This window comes from Archangium primigenium (genome assembly GCF_016904885.1).
GTDB classification, from domain to species: domain Bacteria; phylum Myxococcota; class Myxococcia; order Myxococcales; family Myxococcaceae; genus Cystobacter; species Cystobacter primigenius.
Genome location: NZ_JADWYI010000001.1, coordinates 8375882 through 8389551 on the forward strand (window position 1 = coordinate 8375882; position 13670 = coordinate 8389551).

Genomic DNA, 13670 nt, shown 5'->3' on the forward strand with positions numbered 1-13670 from the left:
CCCTCAAACTCCTAGCGCGGTCTTCGCCGCGCGGGCCACCGCCGCGCGAACCGAGGCCGGCTCGAGCACCTCCGCCTCGCCGCCGAACGATAGCACCCACTGCGTCAGCCAGCGCTCGTTGTCTCCGGCCACGCGCACTTCGACCCCACCGTCCGCCAGCAGGCGGGCATCCTCGCCGAACCGTTCGCGGACGTAGGGGGCCACCAAGGGTGAAAACCGCACGCGCACGTCGGCGTCCCGGCGGGCGGGGTTGGGGACCTCGGCCCGGGCGCCCTCGCGCGGCTGGAAGGGCGTGGTGGTCATCGCCAGGTCCCGCATCCGGTCCACGCGAAAGAGCCGGTCGTCCTGGCGCGTGAGGCACCAGGCCTGCAGGTACCACTGGCCCCGGTGGCTGAGCAGCTCGTGGGGCCGCACCCGCCGGGGCTCGGCGGCCTCCCGGCCCTGGGCCGCGTAGTCGAACGTGACCTCCAGCCGGCCGTGGATGGCCTGGGTGAGCGGCCCGAGCGCCACGGGCGCGTCCTCGGCGGCGTCGATCTTCCGGTACATCTCGCGGAAGCGGTCGCCGGCGCCCGGGGGCAGCACGCGCTCGAGCTTCTCCACCGCGCCGCGCAGCGCGTCCCCGGCCGCCGGACGCAAGAGCTCCGCCGAGGCCGCCAGGGCACTGGCCTCCCCCACCGTCAGGCGGGGCGGCGCGGACAGGCGTTGGTCCAGGTCCACGTACACCCGGTCGTTCTCGACGTAGATGTCGATGTAGTCGTCCGGGTTGAAGGGGGGCCGGCCCACGCACGTGAGCAGGTCCAGGTCCGCCAGCAGGTGCTCGCGGCTGACGTTGAGGGCCCGGGCGAGCTCCTCCACGGTGATGCCCTGGCGCGAGGACACGTAGGGCACGAGGAAGAGCAGCCGGCGCAGACGCTCGTGGACACTCATGCCGCCACCTCCGAGCGGGGTGCGTGCTTCTGGAGGATGCGCGTCGCCATGTCCTTCATGCCCTGCCGGCCCTCCTCGGGACCCTCCACGTGGCACTCCGGCCCGAGCTGCATGCAGAAGCGCAGGAGCCCATCCAGGAACGTCACGCCCAGGGTCACGAGCATGCCCCCGCCCTCCGCGGCCGGCGTCACCTGGGCCCCGGGAAACAGCGTGGCGGCGCGCCCGGCCAGCTCCCCGGTGAGCCGCAGCCGCGCCTCGAGCCGGGGGTGGAAGCGGTGCTGCCAGGGGTAGCTGGCCACGTAGTCGTCCGAGGAGAAGCCCGCGGGGACATCGAAGTCCGGCGTGCGCGGCCGGGCCGTGTTCGGCTTGAGGCTGTGGATGCGGTGCACGTGGAAGGTGCGCACCCCCTGGCGCAGGTGGCAGTAGCCCACGAGCGTCCAGATGCCCCGGCGCAGCGCGAGCCCGTACGGGTCCACCCGGCGCTCGGTGAGGTCGGGGCGCTTGGGCGAGCGGTAGGACATCTGCACCCACTTGCGCGTGGCGCACGCGCCCCAGAGCTGCTCCAGGTGCGCGGCGAGCCGGGGGCCGTCCTGCTCCGCGCCCAGCTCCATGCGCACGCCGGGGGTGGGCAGCGCGTCTCCGGCGAAGAAGCCAATCTTGCGCAGGGCGTGCGACAGGTCGTCCCGGCCCGGGAAGGCCCCGGAGGTGAGCGCGGCGCTGCCCGCGGCGTAGAGCACCGCCAGTTCCTCCTTCGTCAGGTCCACCTCGGGCAGGTAGTAGGCGTCGCGGTTGACGACATAGCCGTCGCGCCGCTCGTCATCGCCCTGGATGTAGGTGAGCGGAAAGCCCAGCTCCAGGAGCTCGGCTTTGTCGCGCTCGAACTTGCGCTCGGCGGCATCGTCGGAGATGCCCCGGTAGTCCTCGGGGAAGTGCTCGCGCAGCTCCGCCCAGGAAATGGGTTCCCGAGCGTCCAGGAACAGCGCCACGAGATCAAGGAGACGTTCGGTCCGGTCCATGGGCAAGTCTTCGACAATGCGCAAAAGCGATGCGTGGGGTCAAGGCGAGGAACCAGGAACAACACGGGACGGCATGTGGGGCTTTCCCACCCATCGGGATCTACCCGCGAGACGAGCGCTTGGACAACTTTTTACTGAACGGGCAGGCAGGTATGTCGAGGAAGGAGCGGTGGCGACCCGGGTAGCCGGGGAGCCGAGCGCGGTGGGGAGTCTCGCGAACGGCGGCCAACTGGGATATTCCTAGCAATCGACACCGTCGGGGCCGGAGTGGGGCGGGCTTGTCCGCTCACGAACCGGCCCGGCAGGCGGCCTGTTCACTCGGAGAGGGAACCACATGATGCGCGCCACGCTCCTCAAGAAGCTGTGCCTGGGATTGGCGCTGGTGGGGTGGGCCTGCATCTGGACCGTGCCGAGGCAGGCCGAGGCCGAGCCGCTGTACTTCGCCCTGGAGGTGCGCAGCCAGGGGCGGCTCGTGGCCCAGCCCAAGCTGCTCGGGGAGACGGGCCGCACGGTGCGCGCCGAGCGCCGCCAGCCCGGTGCCCAGGTGCCCGACTACCGCCTGGTCCTCACCCCCACCGCCGAGGGCAACACGTTCCACCTGGAGCTGGACCTGGTCCTGCCCGAGGCGTCCGGCCACTGGCGGGATGTCTCGCTGCGCCACGGCCAGGAGAGCCGCGTGCGACTCGGCCGCGGGTCGGGAGACCTGGAGGTGTCCCTGCTCCTCATGAAGGTGAACTCGCCGGAGTTCCGCGCGCTGATGGACCTCACCCAGGCGGCCGAGGCGGCCGGCGGCGAGCGCGCCATCTGAGCCCAGGGCGGCGCGCCTAGAGGACGGCCAGATCGTCCCGGTGCACCGCCTCGTCGATGTAGCGGTAGCCGAGCGCGGGCTCGATGTCGGTGCTCTTGAGCCCCGCGATGCGCCGCAGCTCGCCCGCGTCGTAGGCGCTCAGGCCCCGGGCGAACACCTCGCCCCGCGCGTCCACCAGGTCCACCGGGTCTCCCCGGCCGAAATCCCCCTCCACCGAGCGGATGCCCGAGGGCAGGAGGCTGCGCTTGGCGGTGACGACGGCCGTGCGCGCCCCCTCGTCCACGAGCACCCGGCCCTTGGACTTGAGCGCGTGGGCGATCCACGCCATGCGCGCGCTGCGCCGGCTGCCCGAGGTCTCGAAGAGCGTGCCCACGGACTCGCCGGCGAGCACCGCGCGCAGCCGGCCCGGCACCGCGCCCGAGGTGATGACGCAGCGCACGCCCAGTTCCGTGACGCGCGCGGCGGCGCGAATCTTGGTGGCCATGCCGCCGGTGCCCACCTGGCTGCCCGAACCCCCGGCGAGCGCGAGCAACTCCGGCGTGACGGTGTCCACCTGGGGCATGAGCTGGGCGTCCGGGTGCTTGCGCGGGTCCGCCGTGTAGAGCCCCTCCACGTCCGAGAGGACGACGAGCGCATCGGCCTCCACGCCCCCGGCCACGAGCGCCGCCAGGGTGTCGTTGTCGCCGAACTTGAGCTCGTCCACCGACACGGTGTCGTTCTCGTTGATGATGGGGACCACGTGGGCCTCGATGAGCCGCTCCAGCGCGTGCTTCACGTTGAGGTAGCGCCGCCGGTCCTGCACATCCCCGTGCGTGAGCAGCACCTGGGCCACCCGTCGGTCCGCCCGGCCAAACGCCTCCTCGTACGCCTGCATCAGCCGGCTCTGGCCCACCGCCGCGCAGGCCTGCTTGCCCGGAATGTCCTTGGGCCGCGCGGGCAGTCCCAGCCGCTCCACCCCCAGGGCCACGGCGCCGCTGGACACCACCACCAGCTCCCGGTCCCGGGCCGCCCAGAGCAGGTCCTCGCTCAGCGCCTCGAAGTGGGCCCGGTTGAAGCGCCCCGTGGCGTTCGTGAGGGCATTGGTCCCGATCTTCACCACCACGCGCCGGGCGGCGCGCACCGCTTCTCGTCCCGAAAGGCTCACGCTGTCAGGGTACGCCGGAAGAGCCCGTCGTGGGGACGTGTTGTATGAGGTCGGCATTTGACACACCCGGGGATGAAACCCGACCAGGGGGCCCTTATGCTCCTGGAGAGACCAAGCAGGCCGACGGCGAGACGCGGGCGCCCTTCCTCATCCGCGTGGGAGAAGGACTGTTTTGAAGGACATCTACGGCAACACCCTGGGCCTCAAGGCAAGCGAGCAGAGTCGTTTGCGCAACACCTATCGGCGCCGCGTGTCGCCCCACGAGATCGTCTCCCCTGAACTCGCCCGCCACCTCACCGAGTTGTCGCGGGAGATGAACCGGCAGGTGGGCGTGCTGCTCAACCGCAAGGGGGAAATCGAGCACGTGGTGGTGGGCAACGCCCACAAGTTGGAGCTGCCCGACATCGGCCGCGCCCGTGCGGGCCAGGTGCGTCTGCGTGGCCTGCGGCTCGTGCACACGCACCTCAAGAGCGAGCCGCTCACCAAGGACGACCTGACGGACCTGGCGCTGCTGCGCCTGGACATGGTCGCCGCCATCGGCGTGGGCGAGGAGGGCCTGCCGGGCGTGCTGCACTACGCGCACCTGGTCCCCGAGAACGGCGACGGCACCTTCTGGAGCGTCACCACCCTGCCGGACGTGCACGACGGTCAGCCCGACGTGCTCGACACGCTGGAGGCGCTGGAGGAGGAGCTCAACCGCAAGGCCGCCGCGCGCCGGGTGTCCGGTCGTGACAAGGCCCTGCTCGTGGCGGTGTGCCTGGACGGCAACCGCGCCGCCGCCGAGGCCAGCCTCGCCGAGCTCAAGGAGCTGGCGCGCACCGCCGGCGTCGAGGTGCTCGACAGCGTCCTGCAGATGCGCCGCGAGGCCGACCCGCGCTACCTCATCGGGCGCGGCAAGCTCGAGGACCTCAACCTGCGCTCCATGCAGGCCATGGCCGACCTGCTCATCTTCGACAAGGATCTCACGCCCTCGCAGGGTCGGCACATCAGCGAGGCCACGAGCCTCAAGGTCATCGACCGCACCCAGCTCATCCTCGACATCTTCGCCCAGCGGGCGCAGAGCGCCGAGGGCAAGCTCCAGGTGGAGCTCGCCCAGCTCAAGTACCGGCTGCCGCGGCTCGTGCAGAGTGACACCTCGCTCAGCCGTCTGGCCGGCGGCATCGGCGGACGCGGCCCCGGTGAGACGAAGCTCGAGATCGACCGCCGCCGCGCGCGCGATCGCATCAACCACCTGGAGAAGCGCATCGACTCGCTGTCACGCGAGCGCGAGGTGCGCCGCGCCCAGCGCAACCGGCGCGACCTGCCGGTCATCTCCATCGTGGGCTACACCAACGCGGGCAAGAGCACGCTGCTCAACGCCATCACCGGCGCCGAGGTGCTCGCGGAGGACAAGCTGTTCGCCACGTTGGATCCCACCAGCCGCCGGCTGCGCTTCCCCCAGGAGCGCGAGGTCATCATCACCGACACGGTGGGTTTCATCCGCGACCTGCCCAAGGACCTGGTGGCCGCCTTCCGCGCCACGCTGGAGGAGTTGTACGACGCGGACCTGCTCTTGCACGTGGTGGACGCGAGCGATCCGGCGCGCGACGAGCAGGTGGAGGCCGTGGAGAACATCCTCGACTCCCTGGAGCTGATGGCCAAGCCGCGCCTCATGGTGTGGAACAAGGCCGACCAGCTGACGGCCGAGGAAGTGGAAGCCCTCCTGCGCTCCCGGGGCGGCGTGGCCATCAGCGCCGTGCAGCGCGAGGGACTGGCCTCGCTCCTGGCCAAGGCGGACACCACGCTGTTCGCCGAGGGCGCCTCGCAGGGCCTGGGCGTGATGTAGGAAGAGTGCGGGCGTGAGGTTGCCGACGGCTCCGGAGCCTTCTAGGATTCCGGGGCCGTGCTGACTCCCTCCGCCCTCGCCCTGCTCGCGCAGATCTCCATTCCTGGACTGGATCCGGGTCCCGACAAGCCCGCCTCGTCGGTGGACCCGAGCTATTTCGACGTCCTCGAGCGCAACAGCCACATCGTCTACCCCGCCCTGGCCCTGGTGGTGCTGGCGCTGGTGTCCTGGGCCATCGTGCAGGCCTCCAAGGCCCAGGACATGGATGGCGCCGCCAAGCTCGAGTTCAAGAAGCTGATCGTCGACGAGCTGCGCCGCTACCCGGCGGGCCTGGAGACGCCGGACCTCGCCGAGGCCACCGGCCTGGACCGCAGCAAGCTCGTGCGCCTGCTGGACCAGATGCAGCAGGACAACGTGCTCATGTCCCACGTCACCACCCAGCGGCAGACGGTGTGGCGGGTCAAGGGCGTGGGCAGCCGGTACTGAGGGAGCACGCTCCGAGCCTCACCCGGGGCCGGTCACTTCCTGGAAGACGAGCCCCGAGGCGCCGCTGCGCACGAGGGCCTCCTTCACCTCGTCGGCCACGAGGAGGGACCCCCTCCAGCCCCAAGGCCGGAACACCTTCGCCCCCACGACCTTGGAGGGATCGATGCGCATGCCGTGGACATCCCGGTACTGCCCGACCTTCCCGGGTCGACCATCTTCCGGCGTCCAGTACAGCACCTCCGTGGAAGCCGCGTCATCGATGCACTTCACGAGGCGCGTGACGTTGACCAGGAAGAAGTGCTCTGGCCGCGAGTCCACGTCCACGGGGAAGAGCTGAACGTCACTGGGCGCCGACTCGGACAGGACCCGAGCCACCTTCTCGCTGACCACGGGGATGCTTCCTGTGTCGGCGCGCGTGAAATCGAGCGGAGGTCCCGGGTGGTAGACGGGGATTCGAAGCCGTCCATCGACGTGGGTGGGCGCTCCGCTCATGAACCGCCGTGCGGGCACCTCTTTTCCCTGTTCGTCCAGGGGGTCCCCCAGCAACCAGCGCTCCGGGTGGGTCATGTCATCGGTCAGCTCGAAATACCGTCGCGTCATGCGGCACTCCTCACCTCACGGGTTTCCCGTAATCAGCTTGTTGAACTCGGAACCCGCTCTTCGCAGCTGTTCGGCCAAGGCCTTCAACTCCCGTGAGAGGACCTCCTGGCATTGGACCGTGGTTTCGCAGTCCTCCATCGCGCCCGAGAGACGCCGGTGGATACGCTCATGGTACGCCTGGGGATGAGGACCTTTGTGCCCCGGAACGCGGACCTTGTTCGCGGGGTCCTCCATCGACATACCCGCCTTGTCGAAGAACCTCTTGAACCGAGGCGTCCAAGGTCCTCCGCGAAGCGCGGACTTCTCGTTCTCCACGGTGGCGATGTGGTGGACCTCTCCCGCCTCATCCTCCCCCGTCCGCATGGAGAGGACCACCGCCGCGCCGGAGGGATACGTGAGCACGAGCCGCCCCTCGGCCAACGATACCGACGTCGCCTCGGCGGCCACCGCGGTCAGGTCGATGCGGCCCAGGCTCGCGGCGTTCCGCACCGCCTGGGAGAAGCCCGGCAGCCCATGTCCCGTCGTGAAGTCCTTGCCATGAACACCCGCTTGCCATGTCGCCAGGAGAATGAGGAGACGCAGGGTGTTGGGCCCGAGGACCTGGGCGTACTGCTCGCTCGCACCACGGAGTTGGTGGAACGTCCGAGCGGATTGCACGTCGTCCCAGAGCTGCGTCGTGGCGGAAATCAACCCCCAGAGTTCATGGCCGAGGTAGCCCCAGAGAAAAAGCGTCATCGCCGTGGCGAGACCCTTGGACAGGGGTTCTGGAGCCAGGAGGACGACCAGATAGAGCGACAGCCCCGTGACCATGACCGTCATGGCCTCCCGAGAGAAATCCCGGAGAACCCCCATGGCGGCCTCCACGGATGGGGTGAACGCGAGACCGAGGGCCAGGATGAATCTGTCCCTCTGACCGAGCGTGGCGTCATATGGCCCCTCACCGAGGAGCAGGAAGCAATCGCCCGGAGAGCCGCGTCGCGCGCACCAGCGTGCGTAACCCGCCTCCACGGAGGCGTCCCCCACGGCATTCGATGGCCATATCGCCCTTCTCAGGCGGACAACACCAGGTCTTGGAGAGGCGTCGGTGATCCGAAGGGGAACATCAAGGAGGAGCCGGGTGAACGCATGCCGAAATTCCAGGTCCGAGACCTGAACAGGGGAATGATCACGTCTTGAAGTCAGTCCTCGCGACGAGCCCGTGACACACGCGGCTTGGAGAAACAGGAGGAGGAGCAAGCCGCCTCCCATCCGGAAGTTCATTCCAATACCCGCTGCGCGCCCGAAGGTGACGCGGGGGACGACACGAGCAACCAGGCGGGAGCCCACCAATAGGGGTACAGCAGCTGGCGCTCGACCTTCTCGAAGCCCGCCTCGCGCAAGAGCCGCTCCCACTGCGCGAGGGGCTGCTCGAAGTTGGTGCGCGCCACGCTCCGGTCCGCGTAGCCGAACATCACCGGCATCAGGAAGCCCTGGGCCACCGTCTCGAAGTCCGCCCCCACGTACTCCGCCAGGCCCTCGCGGTAGCGCGCGAACACGTGCGCCGCCGTCTCGGGCTTCAACGGCTCGTCCATGCACGGCGGGTCGAACTCGGCGATCAACAGGACGTCACACCGCGCCCTCAGCCAGCGCAGCATCGCCGGTCGGTCCGCCGGCGCGAGCGATTGCAAGCTGAAGGTCGCCTGCGCCACGTCCCAGCGGCGTGAGCGCGAGCGCGGCTCGGCCGCGAACTCCTGGAGGCTTCCGGCGTAGGCATCGAACCCGATGCGCTTCTGGGCGAGCGCCTCGGTGGTCCGCGCGAGCAGGGGCACCGCGGGCTCCACCAGCGTCACCCCCTCCACCCGCGACGTCAGCGACGGCAACAGCGCCAGACCGTCTCCCACGCCGATGTCCAACAGCTCGAAGGACGTCTGGGGATGGTTCCGGGCCAGCGCCGCGCTCGTCGCCTGGTAGAGCGGCACGTTGCCCCCACCCCGGATGAAGGCGCCAAAGCCCTCCGCCGACACGTAGACGTCGCGCTTGCCCTCCCGCGCCACCCGCGCGAGGTAGGTGGCCGCCGCCCGGGGCAGGAGCGCTTCCGGCTCCGCCCTCGCCGCGCCCGCCGCGAGCTCCGCCGCCTCGGCGTAGCGCTCCTCCGCGAAGGCCAACAGCGCCAGGTACAGGTGACCGTCCGGCGTGACCGTCCCGGCCCGCACGGCGGCCCCCAGTCCCCCGGTCCCGTAGAGATTCCAGATCCGGCTCAACTCGTCGTTCACAGGCCTCGCCCCTCTCCAACTCCGTGTGGCACGCCCACCGGACCCCTAGTCCTCGGCGGGCTCGGGCAGGGGCACGTCCCTCAGGCCCTCCGACTCCAGGTGGAACGCCGCCGCCTTGTCGGTGAGCGGCCCCACGCTGTCCACCGCGAGCCGCGTCCACCAGCCCGCCCCTCGCTTCTCCTCGTGCCGCAGGGCCAGCGCGTACTCCCGCGACCAGCAGATGCGCTGCTCGGGCTGGCCCTCCGGGAGGAACACGTACCAGTCACACCGCGCGCTCCCCACCCGCAGCGCGGGCGCCTTCAGCCGCCGCAGCGTGTAGCGCGGCCCGGGCAAGGGCAGCAGGTGCGCGAGCGGCCACCACGTGAACGCCGGGCCCAGCTTCGCGCTGCGCTCCACCGACACGCGGCGCACCGTACCCGAGCGCCGATCCACCACCGTCACCGCGTGCGCCGGCGCGCCCGCCGGGCCCTGGTCCTCGACCCAGACTTCCAGGAGCCCGTCCGTGCGCCGCCGCAGCCACCGCTCGCCGTCCCGCCAGAGCTCCAGGGTATGGGTGCCTCCGGAGGGATCCTCCGTGCGCGCCTTCACCTGGAGGTCCGGCTTCGTGGCGGGCGGGCCGAAGGTCTTCTCCCAGGAGAGACCTCCGGCCGACTCCGGTGCCGCCGCGAGCGCGCTCGCGGCGCACAGCCCTACCCCGAGCACGCCCACGCGACGGCTCACTTCCGCGTCACCCGCGCCAGGTCGAAGTAAGTGAACGTCTTGCCCTGGCCGTCATCGAGCTGCTTCATCTGGAGCACCGCCGAGTAGTTGCCCTGGAGCGCGGTGTCGAGCGTGGCGCCGGAGGGGTCCGTGGGCATCTGGAACTGGAGCCCGCTCACGGGCGTGGCCTCCACCGTCACCGTCTTGACCGTGAGCGCGGGCTCGGAGGGCGGCTTGAGCAGGGACTCCACCAGCACGCGGCCCTGCGCCGTGGGCAGCGACAGGCCGAGCAGGTGGGCCACCGTGGGCGCCACGTCCGTGTTGCCCGAGGGCAAGGTGCTGTTGACGCCCGCCTTGAAGTCCGGACCCGACGCGATGAGCGTGTTGTGCACGTCCACCGGGCTGAAGCTGCCGTGCATGCCCCGGTACGGCGGGTAGGAGTTGTACTCGATGCCCGGCTTGCCGTTGATGGACGCCTGGTCATCCCACATGAAGCTCACCGTCACGTCGGGGCTGCGGCCCGAGGCGTTCTCCAGGTTGGCCGCCGAGGCACGGAAGGTGCCCGGGATGTCCCCGTAGCGCGAGTCCACGAAGATGGCGCCGTACTCCTCGCGGCTCTGCAGGAAGGACACCAGCCGCTTGACCAGCGCGGGGTCGTGGCTCGGGATGTAGAACTGATCCGAGCCGCCCGGCGCCGCGATGATGATGGCGTCCGCGGGCAGGGTCGCGGGCACCGCGTAGGCGGGCGTCGTGTACCTGGCGCCCTTGGTGCCGCACAGCGCGCCCTCGGTGTCCGTGCGCTGGGGATAGACGGGGGTGCCATCGGCGCGGATGCCGCTGAGCACGGGCGAGTTGTCGCAGCCCGAGCCGTCATACGCGTGGAAGCCCGCGCGCGTGAGCAGGTCCGCGCTGCGCACGAAACCGGACGCCGAGAAGCCCGTGGCGCTCACCTCGCCCGCCGTGTTCTTGCCCGTGGTCCCGTCCGGCGTGACGCCGCGCAGCGGGAAGAGCGACAGCGGCCCGGACACCGACGAGTGCGAGTGGTCCGAGGCGATGAGGATGTTCGTCGTGGCGAGCTCGCCCCGCGCCTCCAGCGTCGAGACGATCTGCCCGAGCAGCTTGTCCTGCAGGCGCAAGGAGGCCAGGGCGTTGGCCGAGCCCGGGCCGTAGTCGTGCTGCGCGGCGTCCACCGTGCGCAGCCAGATGAGCGACAGGTCCGGCATCACCTGGGGCAGGACGTAGCCCGTGTAGTAGTCCGCCAGGTTCTGGTTCTGCGTGAGGTGACGGCCGCCGGCGCTGTCGGACGCGTCGGGCGTCTTGCCATCGGAGAAGAAGATGATGGACGAGGTCCCCGTGGGCGAGCCGTTGTCCGCGGCGAGCGTCAGGCCCGGGTGCATCAGGGGGGTGTTCTTCGGCAGCTTGAAGCCCTTCTGCTGCATGTCCTCGGCGGTGGCCAGCGGCCAGACGGTGTTCTCGTCGATGAGCACGCCGCCGCGCGCGGTGTCCTGCAGGTAGGCCGGGCCGCTCTTGCCAATCGTCGCCGTCTTGAGGCCCGCGCCGTGCGCCGCCGCGAAGAGCGTGTCCGCGTTGAGCAGGGGCTCGTGGAACGTCTCCTCGTAGTACTTGCCAAGCTGGTCGAGCAGCCGCCAGTCGTCCACGAAGACGGGCGCGTGGAAGTCCGCGGTGGCGCCCGTGGCGTTCTGTACCTTGGGGCCGGGCGCGTAGGCCGCGTTGCCGTTGAAGCCCGTCACCGCCGGGAACGCGCCCGTGGCGAACGTGGCGCCATTGATGAGCGTGAAGGTCGGGTAGGTCGAGTGGTTGTCCTCGAACCACACGCCCCGCGTGCGCAGCGCGTGGACGTTGGGCGTGTCCGCCGCGTTGATGTAGTCCGGCCGCAGCCCGTCCCACACGAAGATGATCATCTTGTTGCGGCGCACGGACGGCGTCGGCTCCGGCTCGGGCGTCGGCTTGTCCTTGTCACAGCCCGCCACGCCGACACACGCCGTCAGCACGACCAGACCCGCTCCCGACCAGCGCTTCTTCCAACTCATTGGCTCGACCCCCAGGTGGTGGTTCACCGCGTTCGGGTGAGGCGCGCAGGCCTCACACCAGTTCGTTCTTGGGCTGACGTGTCATCAGCTCCACCACCGCCGCCCGAGCGCTCTTGCCCTCGTAGGCGATGGCATACACCTTCTCGCAGATGGGCAGCTCCACGCCGACCTTCTGCGACAAATCCCGCGCGCTCCTGGCCGTCTTCACGCCCTCGGCCACCTGCTTCATGTCCGCGAGGATGTCCGGCAGCGAGCGGCCCCGGCCCAGCTCCATGCCCACGTGCCGGTTGCGGCTGAGCTCCCCCGTGCACGTGAGCACCAGGTCCCCCATGCCCGACAGGCCCGAGAGCGTCAGCGGGTTGCCGCCCTTGCGCACCGCCAGCCGGGTGATCTCCGCGAGCCCCCGGGTGATGATGGCCGCGCGGGCGTTGTGGCCCATGCCCAGCCCGTCCGCGATGCCCGCCGCGATGGCGATGACGTTCTTGAGCGCGCCGCCGTACTGCACCCCCACCACGTCGCTGGACGTGTAGGAGCGGAACGTCTCCGTCTGCAGCGCCTTCTGGCAGCGCAGCGCCACCTTGTCCCAGGGCGAGGCGATGGTCACCACCGTGGGCATGCGCTGGGCCAGCTCCTTGGCGAAGCTCGGCCCCGAGAGCACGGCGATGTACGGATGGAACTCCTCCGGCAGGCAGTCCTCCAGGAGCTCCGTCATGGTGAGCAGCGTGTCGTTCTCGATGCCCTTGGCCACCGTGACCAGCGGCACGTGCCGGGGCAGGTGCGGCAGCGCCTGGGCCACCACCTGGCGCGTGGCGTGGCTGGGCGCGGCCATGACCACCAGCTCCGCGCCCTCCAGCGCCTCGGCCAGCACGGTCGTGGCCCTCACGCGCGGGGAGATGGGGATGCCCGGCAGGTAGGTGCCGTTCTCGTGGCGGGTGTTGATCGCCTCGGCGAGCGCGGCGTCCCGGCCCCACAGGCCCACATGCTCGCAGTTCACCGCGAGGACGTTGGCGAGGGCCGTGCCGAAAGAGCCAGAACCGATGACGCTGGCGCGCATGGAGCACATCTCCTGGGTGTCGGAGGAGGGGGGGCGCAGTGTAGACCAGCCCCGCGCCCGGAAACGAGCAATCCCGGGCACGGCGGATGACGCGTGGCGTCTGACAGCGAGCAGCCGCCCACTTTCCCCCGCTCCCTCCGGAACCGGGCGGACTACCATCCGCCGCCTTCACGGGGCGCGAGGAGGGATGTCGGGATGCGGGCAGGCCGGGGCGTGGGAGTGGTGGTGCTGATGCTGGCGCTGGGCGCGTGCCGCTCGCGGACGCCGAGCGCGCCGGACGCGGGCGTGCCCCCGCAGGAGACCCTGCGGTGCGAGGGCCTCGTGGCGCTGGAGGTGCGCGACGCGCTGCCCGGCTTCACCCTCACGCAGGAGCGCCCCTGCCCCACCTGCGGCCCCCTGTGCGTCTTGCGCTCCACCGAGCGCCGCGACGTCTCCGTCTCCATCGCCTACGACTGCCGCCCGCGCTTCGAGGGCGAGGACACGCGCGCCCTGCTCACCCCGACGATCAAGGCCGGTGGCACGGAGGTGCCCGCCATGGGCAAGGCCGCGGCGCGGCGCGAGCCCGTGCCGGGCATGCTCCAGGTGTCCGCCTGGGACGAGGACACGCCCTGCGGCATCGTCGTCACCTGGCTGGGCCCGGACAAGGAGCGCGCGCTCGACCTGGCCCGCATGACGCTCTACGCCACCACGCCCGAGCGGCTCGCCCAGGCCGCCGTGGCGAGCCCTCCCGACGCGGGCCCCCTTCCCGACGCCGGCCTTCCTCCCGACGCCGGCCCCCTTCCCGACGCCGGCCCGCGCTGAGCCCCGA

The 13670-nt window shown here is 70.7% G+C and carries 13 protein-coding genes; 4 read left to right on the forward strand and 9 right to left on the reverse strand.

The genetic code is table 11. The annotated features are described in order from the left end of the window. Positions 1-3: 3 nt before the first annotated feature. Entirely contained in the window at positions 4-927 is a 924-nt protein-coding gene (locus I3V78_RS34450; RefSeq protein WP_204494470.1) for a helix-turn-helix transcriptional regulator, read from the reverse strand. Continuing rightward, the gene (locus I3V78_RS34455) at positions 924-1943 is read right to left on the reverse strand and encodes a helix-turn-helix transcriptional regulator (RefSeq protein ID WP_204494472.1); all 1020 of its coding nucleotides are present in this window, start codon (positions 1941-1943) and stop codon (positions 924-926) included. The genes I3V78_RS34450 and I3V78_RS34455 overlap by 4 nt, the downstream gene beginning before the upstream one ends. A gap of 334 nt (positions 1944-2277) precedes the next feature. Here I3V78_RS34455 and I3V78_RS34460 point away from each other — a divergent pair, with 334 nt between their 5' ends. Beyond that, positions 2278-2751 carry a hypothetical protein gene (locus I3V78_RS34460; RefSeq protein WP_204494475.1) on the forward strand — a complete coding sequence of 158 codons (474 nt, stop codon included), beginning with the start codon at positions 2278-2280 and terminating at the stop codon, positions 2749-2751. A 16-nt stretch (positions 2752-2767) separates the two neighbouring features. Here I3V78_RS34460 and proB read toward each other — a convergent pair whose 3' ends face one another. Continuing rightward, positions 2768-3871 (reverse strand): glutamate 5-kinase, encoded by a 1104-nt coding sequence (gene proB, locus I3V78_RS34465; protein WP_420840441.1) that lies wholly within the window; start codon positions 3869-3871, stop codon positions 2768-2770. Positions 3872-4067: 196 nt separating this feature from the next. On the opposite strand from proB, the gene hflX reads away from it, so the two are divergent. Then, positions 4068-5720 carry a GTPase HflX gene (hflX, locus tag I3V78_RS34470; protein WP_204494479.1) on the forward strand — a complete coding sequence of 551 codons (1653 nt, stop codon included), beginning with the start codon at positions 4068-4070 and terminating at the stop codon, positions 5718-5720. 57 nt (positions 5721-5777) lie between these two features. Continuing rightward, the gene (locus I3V78_RS34475) at positions 5778-6206 is read left to right on the forward strand and encodes a hypothetical protein (RefSeq protein WP_204494481.1); all 429 of its coding nucleotides are present in this window, start codon (positions 5778-5780) and stop codon (positions 6204-6206) included. An 18-nt stretch (positions 6207-6224) separates the two neighbouring features. On the opposite strand, the gene I3V78_RS34480 is transcribed toward I3V78_RS34475, so the two are convergent. From I3V78_RS34480 to I3V78_RS34505, 6 genes are read right to left on the reverse strand one after another with little or no spacing between them, the layout of a single operon-like run. Continuing rightward, on the reverse strand, positions 6225-6806 hold the full coding sequence (locus tag I3V78_RS34480; RefSeq protein ID WP_204494484.1) for an imm11 family protein: 582 nt from the start codon (positions 6804-6806) through the stop codon (positions 6225-6227). 15 nt (positions 6807-6821) lie between these two features. After that, on the reverse strand, positions 6822-8066 hold the full coding sequence (locus I3V78_RS34485) for an AHH domain-containing protein (RefSeq protein ID WP_204494487.1): 1245 nt from the start codon (positions 8064-8066) through the stop codon (positions 6822-6824). Next, positions 8063-9058 (reverse strand): class I SAM-dependent methyltransferase, encoded by a 996-nt coding sequence (locus tag I3V78_RS34490; RefSeq protein WP_204494489.1) that lies wholly within the window; start codon positions 9056-9058, stop codon positions 8063-8065. The genes I3V78_RS34485 and I3V78_RS34490 overlap by 4 nt, the downstream gene beginning before the upstream one ends. Before the next feature lie 45 nt (positions 9059-9103). Next, a complete protein-coding gene (locus I3V78_RS34495) occupies positions 9104-9778 on the reverse strand; it encodes a hypothetical protein (protein ID WP_204494491.1) in 675 nt (224 codons plus the stop codon). Further along, positions 9775-11808, reverse strand: coding sequence for an alkaline phosphatase family protein (locus I3V78_RS34500; RefSeq protein ID WP_204494493.1), 2034 nt, complete (start codon positions 11806-11808; stop codon positions 9775-9777). The genes I3V78_RS34495 and I3V78_RS34500 overlap by 4 nt, the downstream gene beginning before the upstream one ends. A 52-nt stretch (positions 11809-11860) precedes the next feature. After that, positions 11861-12862: an NAD(P)H-dependent glycerol-3-phosphate dehydrogenase gene (locus tag I3V78_RS34505; RefSeq protein ID WP_204494495.1), complete on the reverse strand. Its 1002-nt coding sequence runs from the start codon at positions 12860-12862 to the stop codon at positions 11861-11863. Between the two features lie 195 nt (positions 12863-13057). Here I3V78_RS34505 and I3V78_RS34510 point away from each other — a divergent pair, with 195 nt between their 5' ends. Next, entirely contained in the window at positions 13058-13663 is a 606-nt protein-coding gene (locus I3V78_RS34510) for a hypothetical protein (RefSeq protein ID WP_204494497.1), read from the forward strand. The last annotated feature ends 7 nt before the right edge of the window (positions 13664-13670 follow it).